General features: G+C 48.4%; 14 protein-coding genes and 2 riboswitches. Of the genes, 4 read left to right on the forward strand and 10 right to left on the reverse strand.

Annotation, left to right across the window (positions count from 1 at the left end; genetic code table 11):
* Positions 1–14: 14 nt before the first annotated feature.
* From nikC to AC6EJC_RS01180, 10 genes are all read right to left on the reverse strand, one after another.
* Positions 15–845 (reverse strand): nickel ABC transporter permease subunit NikC, encoded by an 831-nt coding sequence (nikC, locus tag AC6EJC_RS01135; RefSeq protein WP_080682961.1) that lies wholly within the window; start codon positions 843–845, stop codon positions 15–17.
* Positions 845–1,789: a nickel ABC transporter permease subunit NikB gene (nikB, locus tag AC6EJC_RS01140; protein ID WP_444952355.1), complete on the reverse strand. Its 945-nt coding sequence runs from the start codon at positions 1,787–1,789 to the stop codon at positions 845–847. The genes nikC and nikB (AC6EJC_RS01140) overlap by 1 nt, the downstream gene beginning before the upstream one ends.
* A 46-nt stretch (positions 1,790–1,835) precedes the next feature.
* Positions 1,836–3,461 carry a nickel ABC transporter substrate-binding protein gene (gene nikA / locus AC6EJC_RS01145; RefSeq protein WP_444952356.1) on the reverse strand — a complete coding sequence of 542 codons (1,626 nt, stop codon included), beginning with the start codon at positions 3,459–3,461 and terminating at the stop codon, positions 1,836–1,838.
* Positions 3,462–3,603: 142 nt separating this feature from the next.
* Entirely contained in the window at positions 3,604–4,380 is a 777-nt protein-coding gene (locus AC6EJC_RS01150; protein ID WP_444952357.1) for an ABC transporter ATP-binding protein, read from the reverse strand.
* Positions 4,377–5,294: an ATP-binding cassette domain-containing protein gene (locus tag AC6EJC_RS01155; protein WP_444952358.1), complete on the reverse strand. Its 918-nt coding sequence runs from the start codon at positions 5,292–5,294 to the stop codon at positions 4,377–4,379. Before AC6EJC_RS01155 ends, AC6EJC_RS01150 begins: the two co-directional genes overlap by 4 nt.
* Positions 5,294–6,109, reverse strand: coding sequence for an ABC transporter permease (locus tag AC6EJC_RS01160; protein WP_444952359.1), 816 nt, complete (start codon positions 6,107–6,109; stop codon positions 5,294–5,296). Before AC6EJC_RS01160 ends, AC6EJC_RS01155 begins: the two co-directional genes overlap by 1 nt.
* A gap of 16 nt (positions 6,110–6,125) precedes the next feature.
* Positions 6,126–7,055 carry a nickel ABC transporter permease gene (gene nikB / locus AC6EJC_RS01165; RefSeq protein ID WP_444952360.1) on the reverse strand — a complete coding sequence of 310 codons (930 nt, stop codon included), beginning with the start codon at positions 7,053–7,055 and terminating at the stop codon, positions 6,126–6,128.
* 15 nt (positions 7,056–7,070) lie between these two features.
* Positions 7,071–8,654 carry an ABC transporter substrate-binding protein gene (locus AC6EJC_RS01170; protein WP_444952361.1) on the reverse strand — a complete coding sequence of 528 codons (1,584 nt, stop codon included), beginning with the start codon at positions 8,652–8,654 and terminating at the stop codon, positions 7,071–7,073.
* A 219-nt stretch (positions 8,655–8,873) separates the two neighbouring features.
* A riboswitch (cobalamin riboswitch) is annotated at positions 8,874–9,077 on the reverse strand.
* 818 nt (positions 9,078–9,895) lie between these two features.
* Positions 9,896–11,203 (reverse strand): nucleobase:cation symporter-2 family protein, encoded by a 1,308-nt coding sequence (locus AC6EJC_RS01175; protein WP_444952362.1) that lies wholly within the window; start codon positions 11,201–11,203, stop codon positions 9,896–9,898.
* Positions 11,197–11,814, reverse strand: a complete 618-nt coding sequence (locus tag AC6EJC_RS01180; protein WP_444952363.1) for a xanthine phosphoribosyltransferase — start codon at positions 11,812–11,814, stop codon at positions 11,197–11,199. Before AC6EJC_RS01180 ends, AC6EJC_RS01175 begins: the two co-directional genes overlap by 7 nt.
* 157 nt (positions 11,815–11,971) lie before the next feature.
* A riboswitch (purine riboswitch) is annotated at positions 11,972–12,075 on the reverse strand.
* A 327-nt stretch (positions 12,076–12,402) separates the two neighbouring features.
* On the opposite strand from AC6EJC_RS01180, the gene rhaB reads away from it, so the two are divergent.
* The 4 genes from rhaB (at position 12,403) to AC6EJC_RS01200 (ending at position 17,139) form a co-directional block, all read left to right on the forward strand.
* Positions 12,403–13,881: a rhamnulokinase gene (gene rhaB, locus AC6EJC_RS01185; RefSeq protein WP_444952364.1), complete on the forward strand. Its 1,479-nt coding sequence runs from the start codon at positions 12,403–12,405 to the stop codon at positions 13,879–13,881.
* 15 nt (positions 13,882–13,896) lie between these two features.
* Positions 13,897–15,153 (forward strand): L-rhamnose isomerase, encoded by a 1,257-nt coding sequence (rhaA, locus tag AC6EJC_RS01190; protein ID WP_444952365.1) that lies wholly within the window; start codon positions 13,897–13,899, stop codon positions 15,151–15,153.
* 66 nt (positions 15,154–15,219) lie between these two features.
* Complete coding sequence (gene rhaD, locus AC6EJC_RS01195) at positions 15,220–16,065, forward strand: rhamnulose-1-phosphate aldolase (RefSeq protein WP_444952366.1); 846 nt, start codon at positions 15,220–15,222, stop codon at positions 16,063–16,065.
* Positions 16,066–16,245: 180 nt separating this feature from the next.
* Positions 16,246–17,139: a helix-turn-helix domain-containing protein gene (locus AC6EJC_RS01200; RefSeq protein WP_444952367.1), complete on the forward strand. Its 894-nt coding sequence runs from the start codon at positions 16,246–16,248 to the stop codon at positions 17,137–17,139.
* Positions 17,140–17,260: the final 121 nt, after the last annotated feature.

The following is a 17,260-nucleotide window of genomic DNA, read 5'->3' on the forward strand; positions in this document are numbered from 1 at the left end:
AACTCACTCCTGTTTTACTGACGTTTGGCAATTCCGTATCGGTCGGACAGCGCCTCCCCCAATATATTGAAGGCCATCACCACCACCAGAATCATAACTCCCGGATAGATCATTAATTCCGGATGACTGCGAATGTATCCCGTTCCCTCATGAATCATCGCTCCCCATTCGGGAGTCGGCGGCTGAATGCCTAGACCAAGGAACGACAACGCGGAAATATCCATGATCGCCCAGCCCATTTCCAGCGTACCAATGACCACAATCGGACGCAGCACATTCGGAATAATATGCCGCCGGATAATGGCCCCTGAGGAGGACCCGCTAATCCTTGCAGCAGCTATAAAATTCCGTTCTTTCAGACTGACGACCATATTGCGGCACATTCTGGCATAATACACCCACTGCACCATCATCAAGGCAAGCAGCACCTGCATGAGGCCCGGCCCAAAAATACCGACAATGCCCAGCACAAGCACCAAATTCGGAAACGCCATAATGCCCTCGCAAAACCGCATCAGCACACTATCGACCCAGCCGCCCACATAACCTGCTAGCGACCCGACCACAACGCCGATGCTAAGCGAGGACAGGAAAATTAATGTCGCAAAACCGAGGGAAATCCGTGCTCCATACAGCAACCGGGATAAATTGCACCGACCCAAATGATCGGTCCCCAGCCAGTATTCTTTCGAAGGTCCCTCCAGCTTGTGCAGTAAATTCACTTTAACCGGATCATGGGGAGCCAGCCAAGGAGCTAGCGCCATAATGATAAAAAGAGCAGCCAGTACGACAGAGCAGACCACGATTACCTTTTGACCTTTGAACATTGTACGCAACCTTATCATCACTGCTCTGCTCGTCCCTTCGATGAAATTCGGGGGTCCATATACAAATGCACCAGATCAACGAGCAAATTGCATACGATGAACAGGCATGCCGCCAAAAACACATAGCATTGTATGACGGGAATATCCCGGTTAAAAATCGCTTCCACAAAATAACGGCCAAACCCGGGCCATGAAAACACCTGCTCCACAATAATTGTTCCGGTCAGCAGCTTGCCCAGATTCATACCCATACTTGTAATCAGTGGAGCGATGGAAATTTTCAGTACATGCTTGAGTATGATCACCCGCTCACGAATCCCTCTAGTTCTGGCATACTGCACATACGTTTCCTGAAGCTGCTCCAACACACTGGAACGCAGCAGGCGCGTATATAAAGCAATCAGAACCAGCGACAGGGTCAACGTGGGCAACACCAGATGTTGCCACGTTCCTCGCCCCTCTACAGGGAGCCAATCCAATCGGACAGAGAAAAAGAAGATTAACAAATATCCCAGCCAGAACTGGGGTATAGACGCGCCAAAATATGAAATTCCTCGACTAAGCATGTCGATCCAGCCATTTTTACGCATCGCCGCCAGCACGCCCAGCGGAATACTCACCACAATAGATAGCACCATACTGCTCACAGCCAATTCAAAAGTGGCGGGCAGCCGAACCTTGACCTCATCCCACACCGGCTTGTTGGTCAGATACGAAGTACCAAAGTCCAATTGACTGATTCTTTGAAGTGTATGCATATACTGCGTCAGCAAAGGCTGATCCAGTCCGAACTCATGTCTTTTCTGCTCCAGAATCTCTGGAGTAGGATAAATATGAGCAGCCGTCAAATAGGCCTCGGCCGGATCAACTGGTGAAATATGAATCAGTGCAAAGGTAACGAGGGTGGCAAAGAGAACAATAGGAATGACCGCTACCATTCGCTTCCCGATATAGCTGATCATGAGTTGTCCTCCTATCCTGTAAACTACCGTTACCTATCGGCTTCAGCTACTTTCCGATTTCAATTCCCTCAAACGGATTTTCATCCCGATTAGCCGGGAATACAAAGTTTGTAATCTTTTTCTGGTACACTGCCGTTTTCTTAATATACGAAATAGGCACAATGGCAGATTGCTCCTGAAGCGTCTTCAGAATCGAAGCATACAGCTCTTGGCGCTTGGTTTCATCTGTCGATGAAAGTGCTTCGTGTACCTGCTGATCTAGTTCCTTCTTCATTGGGATAGCGCTCAGCACCTCTGAAACCCCGAAGGTCTTTTTGGCAATGACATTAATAAAGGAATGCGGATCATAAGGCGCACCATAGTTGTACCAGAAGTACAGATCAAACTGGTTGGATCTAAGGCGCTTAATTTGAACTGTCAGCTCCAGTCCGGTCAGGTTCACTTTGACACCCAGTTCTCCCCATTCGGCCTGAATGGTTTCAGCCATCGCCTTTTGGATCGGATCAGTCTTATCAAAAATCAGCTCAAAATCCAGCTGTTGTCCGTCTTTTTCCCGTACTGTACCGCCTGCGGGCAGCTTCCAGCCAGCCTCATCCAGCAACGCTTTGGATTTTTCCACATCATAGCCAACAGGCTGTAAGTTTACATTCGTATACGGATAGTTTTTGGATAAAACCGTGTCCGCTGTTTCCTCCAGCCCCGAGGTTACACCTTCCACCATTGCCTGCTTGTTAAAGCCATGCTGGAGTGCCAGACGTACCCGAAGGTCTGCCAGCTTGGGATTGGATGAGTTGAGTAACAGGCTTCTTGTACCGACAGGCTCGGACAGCGTGGTAACATACTGATTCGTGTCGCGAAGCTGTTTGAAAGCATCCAGACTAATGACACCCTCTCCATAAATCAGATCCAGGTCGCCTTTTTCAAAGGCCATTACACGGGTTTCGCCATCGGGAATAATTTTTACCGTAATTTTATCCACCTTTGGTGCAGTGCCCCAATAATTTGGATTACGCTTAAAGGTTGCATACTCATCTTGCTTGTATTCATCCAGCATCCAAGGTCCTGTACCTACAGGTTTCTTGATTCCTTTGGACGTATCTCCATCATCCGGGAACCCGGCTTCACCCAGAAAACGGAACGGGCGAACGACAGACAAATCCTGAAGCACTGGATAGTATGGCTCTTTGAGCGTCATTCGGAAGGTGCTGTCATCTACAGCTTCAGTTTTGTCGAGAACGCCTACTATACCAAGCCAGCTGTGCGTTTTCTCATTTTTCATAATAGCGTCAAAGTTCTTTTTGGCAATGGCTGCATTAAATAGCGTTCCATCCGAAAATTTCACACCTTTGCGCAGCTTAAACGTATATATCTTGCCGTCCTTGGAAATAGTCCAGGATTCAGCCAAAGCAGGCTCCAGCTTGCCTCCTTGCTTGTAGCTGACTAACGGCTCATAAACCATGGATTGTGCAAAAAGTTGGGAAGGATTGTATACGTGAGGATTCATCGTACCAATGTCACGCGGCCACGATAGCGTGATCGACTTTTCATTGGCAGCTCCGTCAGTAGAGGTGGATGCAGGGGTGTTCTCCTGCTTCGCGCAGCCCAAAACAACGGATAATAAGAAGAGCGCCACCAACATAAGGGTGGCAGTCTTGCGGTGTCGAACGGACATCAATGTATTTCCCCTTTTCTATATATGTGATAATGATTATCATAATCATATTTAGAATAGGTACCACATCCCGTTTTGTCAACACTATTCGACAAGCAACACTCTTATTTATTTTAAATTTGTAAAATATTAAATTTATGGATTAATTCACTAACGTTTGAAACAGAGTACGCGTGTACTCATGCTGTAATAAGTCTCCATCCCATTCCTTGAATATTTCCACGATCTCCCCCTGAACCATGACGGCAACCCGATCACAAAACTGACGAGTAGATTGGAGATCGTGAGTGATGAAAAGATAGGATAGCTGGCGCTCTACCTGCGCTTTCTTGAGCATGTCCAGCACGGAAGATTGCGTTGCCGTATCCAGATTGGCGACTGATTCGTCGAACAGGATAATTTCTGGCTCAACCGCCAGCGCTCGGGCAATACACACCCGCTGCTTTTGCCCACCGCTTAGCTGCGCTGGGTATTTTTCCAAACTGTCAGCCTCCAATCCTACCGCTTCCAGTAGGGACAGGCAGATGTCCAGCGCTCGCATTTTTCGCTCAGGAAAATAGTTGTGGATCGGCTCCGTCAAAATATCTCGAATGGTCATACGAGGATGCAGCGAGGAAGACGAATCCTGTGCAACCAACTGGATTCGCTTGTACAGATGAACATCCTTCATCTTTCCGGTATGTATGGGCTGGTGATCCAGCCAAATCCTCCCCGAAGTCAACGACTCCAGCCCTAGAATACATTGTGCCAGCGTGCTTTTACCACTTCCGCTTTCTCCAACCAGTCCAAGACATTCTCCCTGTCGTAACTCCAGACTTACCTGCTTCACGGCCTGCTCGCTATCTTTTGTGCTGGACCAGCCTTTTCTCCGTCTGCGGACAGGGTAAGCTTTGGTCACGTTCTTCAATTCCAGTATCACTGGTGCATCCTTCCTTCCGGGCTCATCTCCAACACTCGATCTGCCACGCGGCTCATGCCCTGACGATCATGAGAAATCAACAAAATGGTGAGATCGAAGTCCTCTCTTAACTGTAGGAGCAAGGCCAGAACCTTGTCGCGGTTAATAACATCCAGCGCCGTAGTAGGCTCGTCGGCAATAAAGAGGCGCGGACCGCCGCTTAACATTGCAGCCAGCAGCACTCTTTGGCACATTCCTCCGCTTAGTTCAAAAGGATATGACGACAAAATATGTTCAGGGTCCGCAAACCCGACCTTGCTCAACAGAGAGCGCAAATAAGCCTCCTGTGCTGGAGTAACGCGGCCTCCGGCCATCTCCGTGGCACGGGTCAGTATCTGCCGCATCCGTGACAGCACGCCCTGTGGGTCGGCTTGCTGCGGTGCAGCGAAGGATGGGACATCATCAGCATGCCCCGGCTCCTTCTGGTCGTGCGGCATCCGACGCCGCCCGTGCAGTCTAAGCGTATCCGTCAGCTGGGCGCGGATGGTACGGATCGGATTCAACCCGCTCAGCGATTGTTGAATGAGCAGGCCAATATCCTCGCGGCGCAGCCTTTGCCAGCGCCGTTCATCGAACGGGACAATATCTTCCCCGTTGTAGTAGATACGCCCTTGTGTAACACGGATACTTGGCTCCAGCATGCCCGCGATTGCGTGTGCGGTCAGGCTCTTGCCGCATCCGCTCGGTCCAGTCAGGGCCACAATCTCCCCTGGATACACGGAAAAGCTTACATCTCGCAGCAGCGGTTTGCTTGCGCTTGCGCTTGCTCTTACACCTGTGCGGCAGATCTCCAAATGTTCCACGTGTAACAACGCTTTTCGTCCTGCCATTCGCTCTATCGTATCCTTCCACCCCATGGCTGATCGATCCTCCATTATTTCGCCGCCCCCTTTTCCGAAAAACGGTCGCCCAAAAGCTGGCAGGCAAGCACAAACAGCATAATCGCCAAGCCCGGGAAAATCATGACATGCGGAGCCACCTGAAAATACGAGGTTGCATCATGCAACATCACGCCCCACTCTGGCTTGGGCGGCTGTACACCCAAGCCAAGAAAGGAGAGCCCGGCGATCATCAACACCACGCGTCCGATATCCCATACCGCATAAACCAACAACTGCGGCAACACTTGTGGCAATACATAACGTCTCAGTATACGTACATGTGAATTGCCGGATAAACGGGCATACCGAACAAAGTCCTCCTGACAGGCTTTTTGAACCAGACTACGGATATAGCGGACATAGCCTGCCCACCGTACCGCAATAATAGCCAGGGTCATGTTAACAAAACCCGGGCCCAAAATACCCACAATCGCCACCGTTAAAATAATATCAGGAAAAGCCAGTACGCCGTCGATTCCCCGCATGACCAGCTGATCCACGAGTCCGCGCACATAACCAATGAGCAAACCTATTGGCAGACTGATGCACAGCGTAGCTAGAGTAATCGCACACGCGATTAGCACACTCGTCCGAATCCCATAAATTAGCCGTGACAGCACATCCCGTCCCAGATGATCTGCACCGAAAGGATATTCCCGGCTGGGTGGTGCCAGACGGTTCAGAAGGTCCACACGAAGAGGATCATGAGGAGCGACCCATGGAGCCAGTAGTCCGAGCAGCACGATCAGGCTAAATAGTGCACCCCCTGCCAGCAAGCCTCCTTTAAAGGAAAGCCGTATCTTTTCCATTTTCAGCTTCCCCCCCTTAACGCAAACGTAGCCTTGGATCTATCGCCGTCTGGACCACATCCACCACACACTGAACACCTACTATTAAAAATGCGGCAAAAATAACATACCCCTGAATCACTGGATAATCCCGCTGCGTAATCGCATCTATAAAATACTTGCCCAACCCCGGCCATGAAAAAATGGTCTCCACGATGACATTACCTGCCAGCATAAATGACAGATTCGTTCCTAACACCGTAATAATAGGCAGAACAGCATGCTTAAATATCTCAAAAAACAGAATATGCATACGGGAAAAGCCTCGCGCCTTCGCTGCTTTCACAAAATTCCGGTCACCCAGCTCCAGCATTTGAGCGCGCAGTACACGAGCTTGCACAGCTCCCAAACCTGCACCAAGGGTCAGCGCTGGAAGCACTAGATGTGTCCAGTCCTCCCTTCCCATGGATGGGAGCCAGCCCAAGTGAACGGAGAATAAATAGATCAACAGGAAACCAAGCCAAAACGAGGGGATCGACGATCCCAGCAGGGCGAAAAGCCTGCCCAGACGATCCAGTGGGCCGCTGGATTTCACCGAGGCAGCCAGCCCCATCCCCAGAGTGAGCACCGTCATGACAGTAAAGCCCGCCGAAGCTAGCTCCACAGTAGCAGGCAGTCTGCTCCACAGTTCGGTTAGCACCGACTCCTTGGATACATACGAGGTGCCCCAATGTCCCGTGAATACATCCCGCAGCCAGTTCACATATTGAATATGAAGCGACTCGTTCAAGCCCAGTTCCTTCCGTAGCGCGGTCAACGCCTCCTCAGAAGCAGGGACATTATGCGCGGTGAGCAGGATGGTAGCAGGGTCACCAGGGGCCAGCCTCATCAGTACAAAAGTCAGCGTGGATACAACGAATACAATGATGACCAGCTGCGCCACACGTTCCAGTACAAAACGAATCATAGGCTACGCAGCTCGTTATTCCGCAATATCGGATTGCGCCGTAATGTAGTAATACTCGATTGGATGCGGCGTAAAGCCCTTCACCCCTTTTTTCACACCAAACACATTGTCAGGATGCACAATGAACGACTGCGGCAAATCCGTATTAATGATATCCAGCGCTTGCAGCGTCGCCGCATTACGCTGCGCTGTATTCTTCGCCAGCTTCAAGCTGTTAAGAATGTTCTCCAGTGGTTTGGATACATAACGGCTTACATTGGCTTCGCTTTTCGAGGAATAAAACATGTCCATAAAATATTGCGGCTCCCCTGTATGAGCCGTCAGCATGCTGTACATAGCAAAATCCCAATCGTTTTTGGTCAACGCCTCGTCGATATTTTCCACCCTGCGAATCTTGACTTGGATTCCCTCTTTCAGCAATTGACTCTGAATGACCTCAGCCATCACGGAGAGCTCCGGGCGCTGAGGGAAAGTCAGCAGCGTAACCTCGAACGGCTTGCCTTGCTTGGTCCATGTGCCTTGGGCGTCCTTCTGCCAGCCATCCTTCGTCAACAACTGCTCCACCGTTCCGTCCAACGCTTTACGCTCAACTTTACCGAAGGGAAGAATGCTTGGGAATGGGCTGCTTGCTTCCGTGCCGAAGCCCCTCATGACGGCGCTCACAATGGATGTGCGTGGAATCAGGCTGTTCACCACCTTACGGTTGGCTGCATCCTTGAATACAGGCGATTCCATGTTGTACACGATCATATGGGTGCGCAAGGAAGGAGCCGATAGCACTTGTAGCTTGTCGTCCCTTTTCAGTACCTCCGCGTTATCTACCGGAATATCCGTCGCTACATCGACCTCGCCGGATTGCAGCGCCATCAGGCGTGAATTACCATCCGTAATGAACTTCATCGTCGCTTCAGCCAGCCGCGCCTTCTCGCCCCAATATCCGTCGTAACGCTCTACGACCAAGGATTGATCCTTGTTGAATGCTTTGATTTTAAAAGCACCTGTCATCGCAGGATAGCTCTGCTCATCTTGCATAGCTGCCACATCCAGCACAATCGTCGACGGATCAGCCAGATTGGACACCAGCGCCGCATTCGGCTGGTTTGTCGTGATTTTCAGCGCCAGCGGGCCGCTTACATCAATGGACTTCACATTCAGTAAATCCTTCGCCAGGTGGCTTTCCTCGATAGAGCGCAGCAAAGACGCTTTTACGCTTGCTGCATCCATACTCTTTCCATCATGAAAAGTGACCTTATCCTGCAAGCTGAACGTCCAAACCGTAGGACTGTCCTGCTTCCACTCCTTCGCCAGCCAAGCCACAGGCTCCAGCTTTTCATTCAAACGGACTAGTGTCTCACCTGCACCAGATCGCATGACATCCCAGCTATTGTCTCCGTGCGGGTCAACGCCCGACGGTTTCCACGTATACGCCATCACCAGCTTTTTATCTGCTGCTGTCTGTTGTGCGGGCGTGTTTTCGCCCTTGCCGGAGCTCTCCGCCGTCTTATTGGTTGTGGCACATCCCGAAAGAGCCATAACCGCCATCAGCAGCATCACTCCTGTACATATGAACCATGAACGCCTATTACGATTGCTTATCATTCCAATGAATCCCCCTCTAACTTGTAAAATCATATAAACCTAATGCGAAACGCGAAAAAAGCATTCCGGACCACTTGATCAGCAGTCAGAAATGCTTTCATTATAAAATGCCAAAACTCACCTCGAAGCCAACTCAAAAAAACATAGAAGGGATCGGATCGGTTTCAGACATTCTGTATGCAGCACGCCTAACCACCTCCCCAGCATCCCGTGGGTCTGACAGTGATGTTAAAACAGGCAGGTCTCCTGACTCCAGGCGTATCTTTCAGGCCTTCCCGGTTCTTCACAGTTCCAGTGGCCGTTCTGAAAGCTCCAGCAGTACCCTGCTGATGTCTGTATACAGTGGCGGGTCCGTGTCGGAATCTACCGAACTTCCCTTTTAAGTGAACACGCTTAATAACCATCTACATAGTCTCAACAAAACCCCGTATATAGAGTAGTCCGGCTCACACCTGTTTTCTTCCTTTATTCCTTTTGATTACGATCTTATTTTGTTGCTACTGGCTTGTCAACAAATGCTGCGAAATAATTTAAATTTGAACGATAGGGTAAGAAACAAGACATAACCTTCAATTGCATGCACGCAATTGGAGATTATGTCTTTACGTTGCGTGCACGTAATTGAAGTGTTAAAATTAGGTATAGAGATACCATCGTGTCCGTATACTAAAAGGAGCCTTCGCCGCGCCAACGGCAAAGACTCTTAGGACTTGAAAGGCTGTGGATCACCACGGCGCGCTAAATACTTAGCTAAACCCACCGTTAGGCGCCTAACCTAATTACGCGGTGGGTTTTCGTTTGTCCCGAAATTTCCGACGCAGCCAGCGATAAAGTTTACGAATACTAAACACCAGGCTTAGTAACGTAACCATCCAACGCAACACATCGTAGCACGACACAAGGTTGACCATCGGCTTCACCCCCTTTCGGGAAGCTGCACCGTGGTCCGAAAACATCCACCACTATTCAAAATCCATAAGGTAGATTATACCATGGCCTCGCTTACGACTCTGGCAAATTCTTCTAGTACATAAACCAACTAAGAGTTAACTTTAGCGCCAATGCGCAGTCGGATACTAATAAATTTCTCATCTCAGAAAGGATGTATTCCTTTTGAAAACAGCGTTTTATCAATAACTTCATGCTGCTTAATAAATAACCAGTTCTGGATAACTCCATGTCAAAAAGCCGGAAAAGAGGCATACAACCGCTCTCCGGCTCTCTTTACCTATTCCTAATCATCAAACCTTCTGCGGAACCTCCTGAACCGTCACGCTTTTGACCGATTCGCCTTGTTTTCTCGTCAAAACGATGTTCAAGACAATCGCTGTAAGCGAACCTGAAACGATGCCATTTTGCAGCAGCATTTTGGCAAAGCTCGGCAGCTGGTCGAACATTTGTGGCAGAACAGCAGAGCCTAGGCCCACGGCAATGCTGCATGCTGCGATCAGCAGATTGCTTTCCTTCCGTAGATCCACTTCTGACAAAATGGACATGCCTGATGCAGCGACCGAGCCGAACATGACGATCATTGCCCCACCCAGCACGGCGTTAGGAATCACTGTCGTTAAGGCAGCCAGCTTAGGCAGCAAACCAAGAACAACCATGATACCACCCGCAGCAAAAATAACGTTACGCGATTTGACGCGTGTGAGTGAGATCAGACCGACATTTTGCGAGAAGGCAGTGTAAGGAAACGCATTAAAAATACCCCCAAGCATAATCGCAAGTCCTTCGGAACGCAAACCATTGACGATCTGCTTCTGCTCCACCTTCTGATCAATCGCCTTGCCTACTGCCAGATAAACGCCCGTAGACTCAACCATGCTGACAATATTCACGATAATCATCGTACATACTGCCATAATGCTAAACTCAGGCTTACCAAAGTAAAACGGCTGCGCAATACTCACCCATGACGCATCTGCCACTGGAGCAAAATGCACCATTCCCATCGCATAAGCAACCACCGTACCTGCAAACAGACCAATGAGCACGGAAATTGAGCGTAAAAAGCCCTTTGCCAACCGATTCACAAGCAGGATAACCAGTAGTGTAACTAATGCCAGCAGCAAATTACGTGGCTGTCCAAAATCCGCACTGCCCTGGCCCCCTGCTACATTGTTCATTGCCACCGGAATGAGGGATAGACCGATAATCGTAACGACTGAGCCTGTAACCACCGTTGGGAAAAAGCGTAACAGCTTGCCATACAACGGTGCCGCAAGCACTACGAATATACCGGACAAAATGATGGCACCGTACGCGGTCGCCAAATTTGAGGTCGAAGCAATCGCGATAATGGGTCCTACTGCCGTAAACGTACAACCTAAAATGACAGGCAGTCTGCTACCGAAAAAACGTGTGCCCATAATCTGCAATAACGTAGCAATCCCGCAAGTGAACAGATCGGCAGCCACCAGATAGGCCATCTGAGCTGGCGTCAGGTGCAATGCTCCCCCTACAATTAGAGGTACAGCAATCGCTCCGGCGTACATCGCCATGACATGCTGGAATCCCAGTGCGAATAACTTTTGTTTACTTAACATCCCACATTCTCCTTAACGGAAGGAATCACCGCACCCGCTTCTTCTATAAAATGAACCTCGCCCGGTGCCATGGAAGCGATACGCGCAAGAGAGCGTACGGCAATGTTTCTTTGCTCCAACAGTCCACGGCCTTCCTGAAAGCTCTTCTCGATCACGCAGCCAACCCCGGCCAGCTCCGCTCCTGCTTCCTTTACAATATCCGTAAGTCCGACCAATGCTGCGCCAGTAGCCAGAAAATCATCTACGATCAGCACATGGTCGCTGGCATCGAGATATTTTTGGGAAATGCTTACCTGATAGGTTTCCTGCCGAGTGAACGAATGAACCTCAGCGAAGTATACCTGCTCATTCAGCGTGATCGCCTTCTTTTTCTTTGCATAAATGAACGGGACCCCCAAGGCAATAGCAGTAGCCATGGCAAATTGAATACCACTGGCTTCAATTGTAAGCACCTTGGTAATGGGGGCACTGCCGAAAAGGCGTGCGAACTCCTTACCAATCTCCAATGCTAATGCTGTATCTACCTGATGATTCAAAAATGAATCTACCTTTAATACGGTGTCGGATAAAATCTGTCCCTCTTGACGAATACGTTCCTCCAAAGCTTTCATTATGCGAATATCGCTCCTTCTGTACTTTAAAATAGAATAAAACCTGCCAAAACCAAAAAAGGACAGGCTCCCTTGAGTAGTTTCTCAAGTGAAGCCTGTCCTTGGGGTTGTAATCCCTGACGGATTGGCGCACAAATAAATGCCCGCATTCATCCGAAGCCGATGCGCTATCACTCATAGTCGGACGATTACAGTGGTCATCCGGTAGAAACTTTTGGGCCATATCCCCAATATTATACGAGTCATATGAAATTGATATCTTGTATACTACACCCTCTGGCGGGCGGTTTCAAGACTATTTTTCATATAAACAGCGGCATCTGGAGAACCTTCCACAATTTGAATATCGTAAAATCACATCGGCCTCCGTTTAAGGTATATATATTGTAGAAAACAGATGTTAAAAAACGAAAAACCACACAAAACAACATTTAATTTTATTTGTAATTTTAAAAACAAAAATAAAACCAAAAATTATACTTCCGTTTATGTTGACTACACAGATAAACGGAAGTAGTATGGAGTTAGTTAAGAATAAAAGGCAGACTTTCAGGCTGCCGGGATTTCATCCATGCAAGGAGATTAGATATGAATAACTATCTTGCTGTTGATATTGGAGCTTCAAGCGGAAGGCTCGTGAGTGCAACTCTACAAGGTGAACAGATTCACTTGCAAGAGCTTCATCGGTTCAACAACTCCTTTACTGAAAGGAACGGACACGATTACTGGAATGTCGACGATCTGTTTGATGAGATTATCCATGGACTGCAAAAAGCTAAACAAAGCGGGATTGATTCCTATACGCTCGGCATTGATACATGGGCTGTAGATTACGTGTTGCTTAATAAGGAAGGTCATCGCATTCATGAGGTATACGCATACCGCGATGCACGCACCCTTCATACGCCCGACAAGCTGCACCAGCTCATTAGCCGAGAAGATGTATATGAGAAAACAGGTATTCAGGAACTAAACTTTAATACGCTGTATCAACTGTTCGTCCATGATCGGGAACAGCTTGCCCAGGCGGATAAAATATTGATGGTACCCGATTATCTGTACTATCGCCTTACAGGTATCATGATCAATGAAATGACAAATGCATCCACGATGCAACTTCTAAACGTGAACACCCGAGAGTTTGATGAAGACCTGCTCTCCCTGCTCCGGCTTCGGCGCAATCAATTTTCGGAGCTGGCTGAGCCTGGACGGGTTCTGGGTACTCTCCTGCCGGAGCTTGTTCAAAAGTACGATCTTCCAGACTGTCAACTCATCCTTGTACCTACACACGATACCGCCTCGGCGGTTGTAGGTGTTCCATCACAACGGGAAGAATCCTGGGCTTATATCAGTAGTGGAACATGGTCGTTACTGGGTATGGAACGATCCCAAGCCTTGAATACGAAGGCAGCCATGCAGGCGAACTACACCAATGAATGGGGCGCTTACGATACGTACCGTTTTCTGAAAAATATCATGGGATTATGGATGATTCAGGAGGTTAGAAGAGAGGCCGGTTTCGCACATAGCTTTGCCGAATTGGCCCAACTGGCTTCAGCAGAGACACCGTTTGTCAGTCTCGTCCTCTGCAACCGGTCCTCATTCTTGAATCCGGATAGTATGACCCTTGAAATCCAGCGATTCTGTGAAGAAACGGGCCAGCCCATCCCCCGGACGCCGGGTTCACTCGCCCGCTGTATTTTCGACAGTCTGGCCTTAAGCTACCGGGATGCCTTACATGAGCTACAACGTTTAACAGACGAAACGGTTTCCAAATTGCACATTGTCGGCGGAGGCGCCAACAACGAATTACTATGCCAGCTAACAGCCGATCTTTTGGAAATTGAGGTTCTGGCGGGTCCTTCTGAATCTACAGCTATCGGTAATATTATCGTGCAATTAATCAGCTCCGGTGCTCTTGAAGACCTCAAAGCTGCTGGCAGAGTCATTGCTCAATCCTTCCCGACTCGCCTCTATAAGCCGCAATTGCTGGAAGGCTCGAAAGAGCTGCTGGATCGCTGGGAACACCTAAAGAGACAGACGATGTCCTCTATTCAGAAATCTTAATAAAGGAGTAAAGCCATGAATGAATCCATTGAAGCCAGTTATAACGAAGCGAAAAAGCTGTATGCCCGCCACGATATTCAGGTGGATGACGTTTTACGCAAGCTTTCAGAGATCAAAATATCCTTACACTGCTGGCAGGGAGATGATGTTCAGGGATTCCTGTTCAAAGATAAACAGCTTAGCGGGGGGATTGCCGTAACGGGCAGCTACCCGGGCAGAGCAGGCACGCCGGATGAGCTACGTCAGGATTTAGAAAAGGCCCTATCGCTCATTCCGGGTAAACACAAGGTCAATCTGCACGCGATCTATGCGGATACCACAGAACAAGTAGATTTGGATCAACTGGAGCCCCGCCATTTTCAGAACTGGGTAGACTGGGCCAAACAGCAAGGGCTTGGGCTTGATTTTAATCCAACCCTGTTCTCCCATCCCAAAGCGGAAGACGGCTTCACACTGAGCCACAAGGACCCGGAAATTCGCGATTTCTGGATCACACACTGCAAAAAATCACGCAGGATTGCAGAGCATTTTGGAAAGGAGCTCGGTCAACCCTGTGTCACAAACCACTGGATGCCGGATGGTTATAAAGATACTCCGGTTGACCGCCTGGCTCCAAGAGAACGTCTGCGAGATGCTCTGGACGAGATTTTCAGCGAGAAAATCAGCGAAGAATACAACATCGATGCGGTTGAAAGCAAGCTGTTCGGCATCGGCTCCGAAAGCTATGTCGTAGGCTCCCATGAGTTTTATATGGGCTACGCCCTGACGCGGGGTAAGTCTATCTGTCTCGATTCCGGTCACTTCCATCCGACGGAAGTCATTTCGAACAAACTGTCCTCTGTGCTGATGTTCACCGATCAATTATTACTCCACGTCAGCAGACCGGTTCGTTGGGACAGTGACCATGTCGTGACGATGGACGACGAATTGCTCGACATTGCCCGTGAGCTGGTTCGTGGGGAACTGCTTCCCCGAACCCATATCGGTCTTGATTTCTTTGACGGCAGCATCAATCATGTGGCTGCATGGGTCATCGGAACACGCAACACGATCAAAGCGCTCCTTCGCGCTATGCTCGAACCGATTGAAGCATTAAAGCAGGCGGAAGAGGAACGGGACTTCACCACTCGTCTTGCCCTGGTCGAAGAGTTTAAATCGTATCCGTTTGGTGCCGTATGGGATTACTATTGCGCTCAAAACGGCGTTCCCGTTCGTGAGGAATGGCTGACCGAAGTGAAGAAGTATGAACAGCACATACTCCTAAAACGGTAACTGCTAAAACGGTAACTACTGCATTGATAAGCTTATATTTCTATCATCCAAAGGGAGAGATCATCCATGACTACTGTGCTGGGGAATCAAAAGGAACGAAAATCGGGACTCGATATCCCATTTGTTCGCGAGATGGCGGAAATTACGCAAAACATGTGGAAATTCGGCTGGGATGAACGCAACGGCGGGAATGTCAGTTATATTCTGGATGAAACCGAGGTTGCCAAATATCTTGATATTCATCAAGTCATTCGGACGATTAAACCTGCTTTTCCAGTGAATGAACTGGCAGGCAAATATTTTATCGTCACCGGATCAGGAAAATATTTTAAAAACGTAATTGCCGATCCGGAAGCCAATTTAGGAGTCCTTCGTGTCTCGCAGGATGGCGAGCAATTGGAAGTCTTGTGGGGCCTCAAGCATGACGCGGTACCTACCAGCGAATTGCCGTCTCATTTTATGAGCCACATTGAGCGCTTGAAGGTCGACCCTAACCATCGTGTCGTGATCCATAATCATGCCACTCATGTCATTGCCATGACGTTCATTCATAATCTGGATGAAAACCAATTTACCAAAACGCTGTGGGAAATGTGTACCGAATGTATCGTGGTCTTCCCAGATGGCATCGGTGTAATCCCTTGGATGGTGCCGGGTTCCAGCGAAATCGGTCGCGAAACAGCAAAAAAAATGAAGGATCATCACGCTGTATTATGGCCTCATCACGGCATTTTCGGAACAGGCAGCTCCATTGATGAAGCGTTTGGCCTGATTGAAACGATTGAAAAAGCGGCGCAAATTTATATGCTCATTGCTCACCATGATATTCAGCAACGGATTACGGATCAGGAATTGGCCGATCTGGCCAAAGCCTTTAATGTCACTCCCAAAGAAGGAATCCTGAACGTATAAACGCAAGCTGAACATATAAGTTCAACTATAAAAGCTCCACGGCTTGTCTTCATCAGGCCTTGGAGCTTTATTTCAATTTAATAACCCTAAATTCCAATGAATTAACTTGTAATTATACTTTCCTTTATATAAAATAAAATCAAAATTCCCTTATCTCCACCTAAGGAGAGGTGACAAGTTATGAAAAGAGTAAAGAATGAAGATCACTTCGACATCGTGGAAGACCATTATTTCACAGCTACCGAACTGGAAAAATCCAGCGCCATATGGCCAGTCAGACTTGGAATGGATATTTCGAAAACAAGCTGTCATGTCGGTCCCAAGGCTGTTCCTTATTTTTATTTCATTTTTGTACTTGAAGGCCAGGCTGAGTTTATTTATAAGCAAAAAAAATACCGCGTCCAAAAGTCTGATTTATTCTGTTTTTTTCCGCATCTTGCACATGAATATTACACCGATCAGGAGCACCCGTTGCAAAAGGTATGGATTGCTTTTGAGGGACCCAAATCCCTGGCGCTGCTGGAGCGGATCGGGATTAATCCCTCTACGCCATTTATGGCTAACGCAGTGAGCGAGGAAATCCTCGAACTTATCTCCAATCTGTTTTCCATCGTAAACGACAACAGTAGACGGGGCAGCGATCTGGCCCGCTTGATTACACTGCACCAGATCTTCGAGGAGTTGTCCCGCAACACATCTGACGTACTGCGCAGCTTTGCCTGCTCTGATTATTGGCTCCATCAGGGGAAAGATTACATTGAAATGCATTATTGTGACCGTGTTAGAATTGAGCAAATTGCCGAGCATGTAGGTGTGGATCGTGCGCATTTTTCGCGTAAATTTCATTCCACCTTCCTCATCTCCCCCGCCAAGTATTTGCAAAATCTCAAAATTAACGAAGCCAAAAGATTACTGGAACAGACGACTTATAATTTGTCGATCATTGCCCAGTCCATCGGTTATACCGATATGTCCACCTTTTCCAAGGCATTTAAGAAAACAACAGGAATTCCACCACGTGAGTATCGCTTCCGGCATCAGTCCCGGCAAGAGATCCGTACCGTCAACGCTTAATTGAAATCCAGTAACGATAAAGGAGAACCACCATATACGGCGGCTCTCCTTTTTTTATGACCTGATCCTAATTTGTACTTGGTTCTGAGCCCTTTCAACGTTATAATAGGCATCAAACCAA

This window comes from Paenibacillus sp. TY11 (genome assembly GCF_059772165.1).

Coding starts and splice junctions, on each gene's coding strand:
- nikC (WP_080682961.1), bottom strand. CDS start 845: ATGATAAGGTTGCGTACAATGTTCAAAGGTCAAAAGGTAATCGTGGTC.
- AC6EJC_RS01175 (WP_444952362.1), bottom strand. CDS start 11,203: ATGTTAAGTAAACAAAAGTTATTCGCACTGGGATTCCAGCATGTCATG.
- rhaA (WP_444952365.1), top strand. CDS start 13,897: ATGAATGAATCCATTGAAGCCAGTTATAACGAAGCGAAAAAGCTGTAT.
- nikA (WP_444952356.1), bottom strand. CDS start 3,461: ATGTCCGTTCGACACCGCAAGACTGCCACCCTTATGTTGGTGGCGCTC.
- rhaB (WP_444952364.1), top strand. CDS start 12,403: ATGAATAACTATCTTGCTGTTGATATTGGAGCTTCAAGCGGAAGGCTC.
- nikB (WP_444952355.1), bottom strand. CDS start 1,789: ATGATCAGCTATATCGGGAAGCGAATGGTAGCGGTCATTCCTATTGTT.
- AC6EJC_RS01170 (WP_444952361.1), bottom strand. CDS start 8,654: ATGATAAGCAATCGTAATAGGCGTTCATGGTTCATATGTACAGGAGTG.
- AC6EJC_RS01155 (WP_444952358.1), bottom strand. CDS start 5,294: ATGGAGGATCGATCAGCCATGGGGTGGAAGGATACGATAGAGCGAATG.
- AC6EJC_RS01200 (WP_444952367.1), top strand. CDS start 16,246: ATGAAAAGAGTAAAGAATGAAGATCACTTCGACATCGTGGAAGACCAT.
- AC6EJC_RS01180 (WP_444952363.1), bottom strand. CDS start 11,814: ATGAAAGCTTTGGAGGAACGTATTCGTCAAGAGGGACAGATTTTATCC.
- AC6EJC_RS01160 (WP_444952359.1), bottom strand. CDS start 6,109: ATGGAAAAGATACGGCTTTCCTTTAAAGGAGGCTTGCTGGCAGGGGGT.
- nikB (WP_444952360.1), bottom strand. CDS start 7,055: ATGATTCGTTTTGTACTGGAACGTGTGGCGCAGCTGGTCATCATTGTA.
- rhaD (WP_444952366.1), top strand. CDS start 15,220: ATGACTACTGTGCTGGGGAATCAAAAGGAACGAAAATCGGGACTCGAT.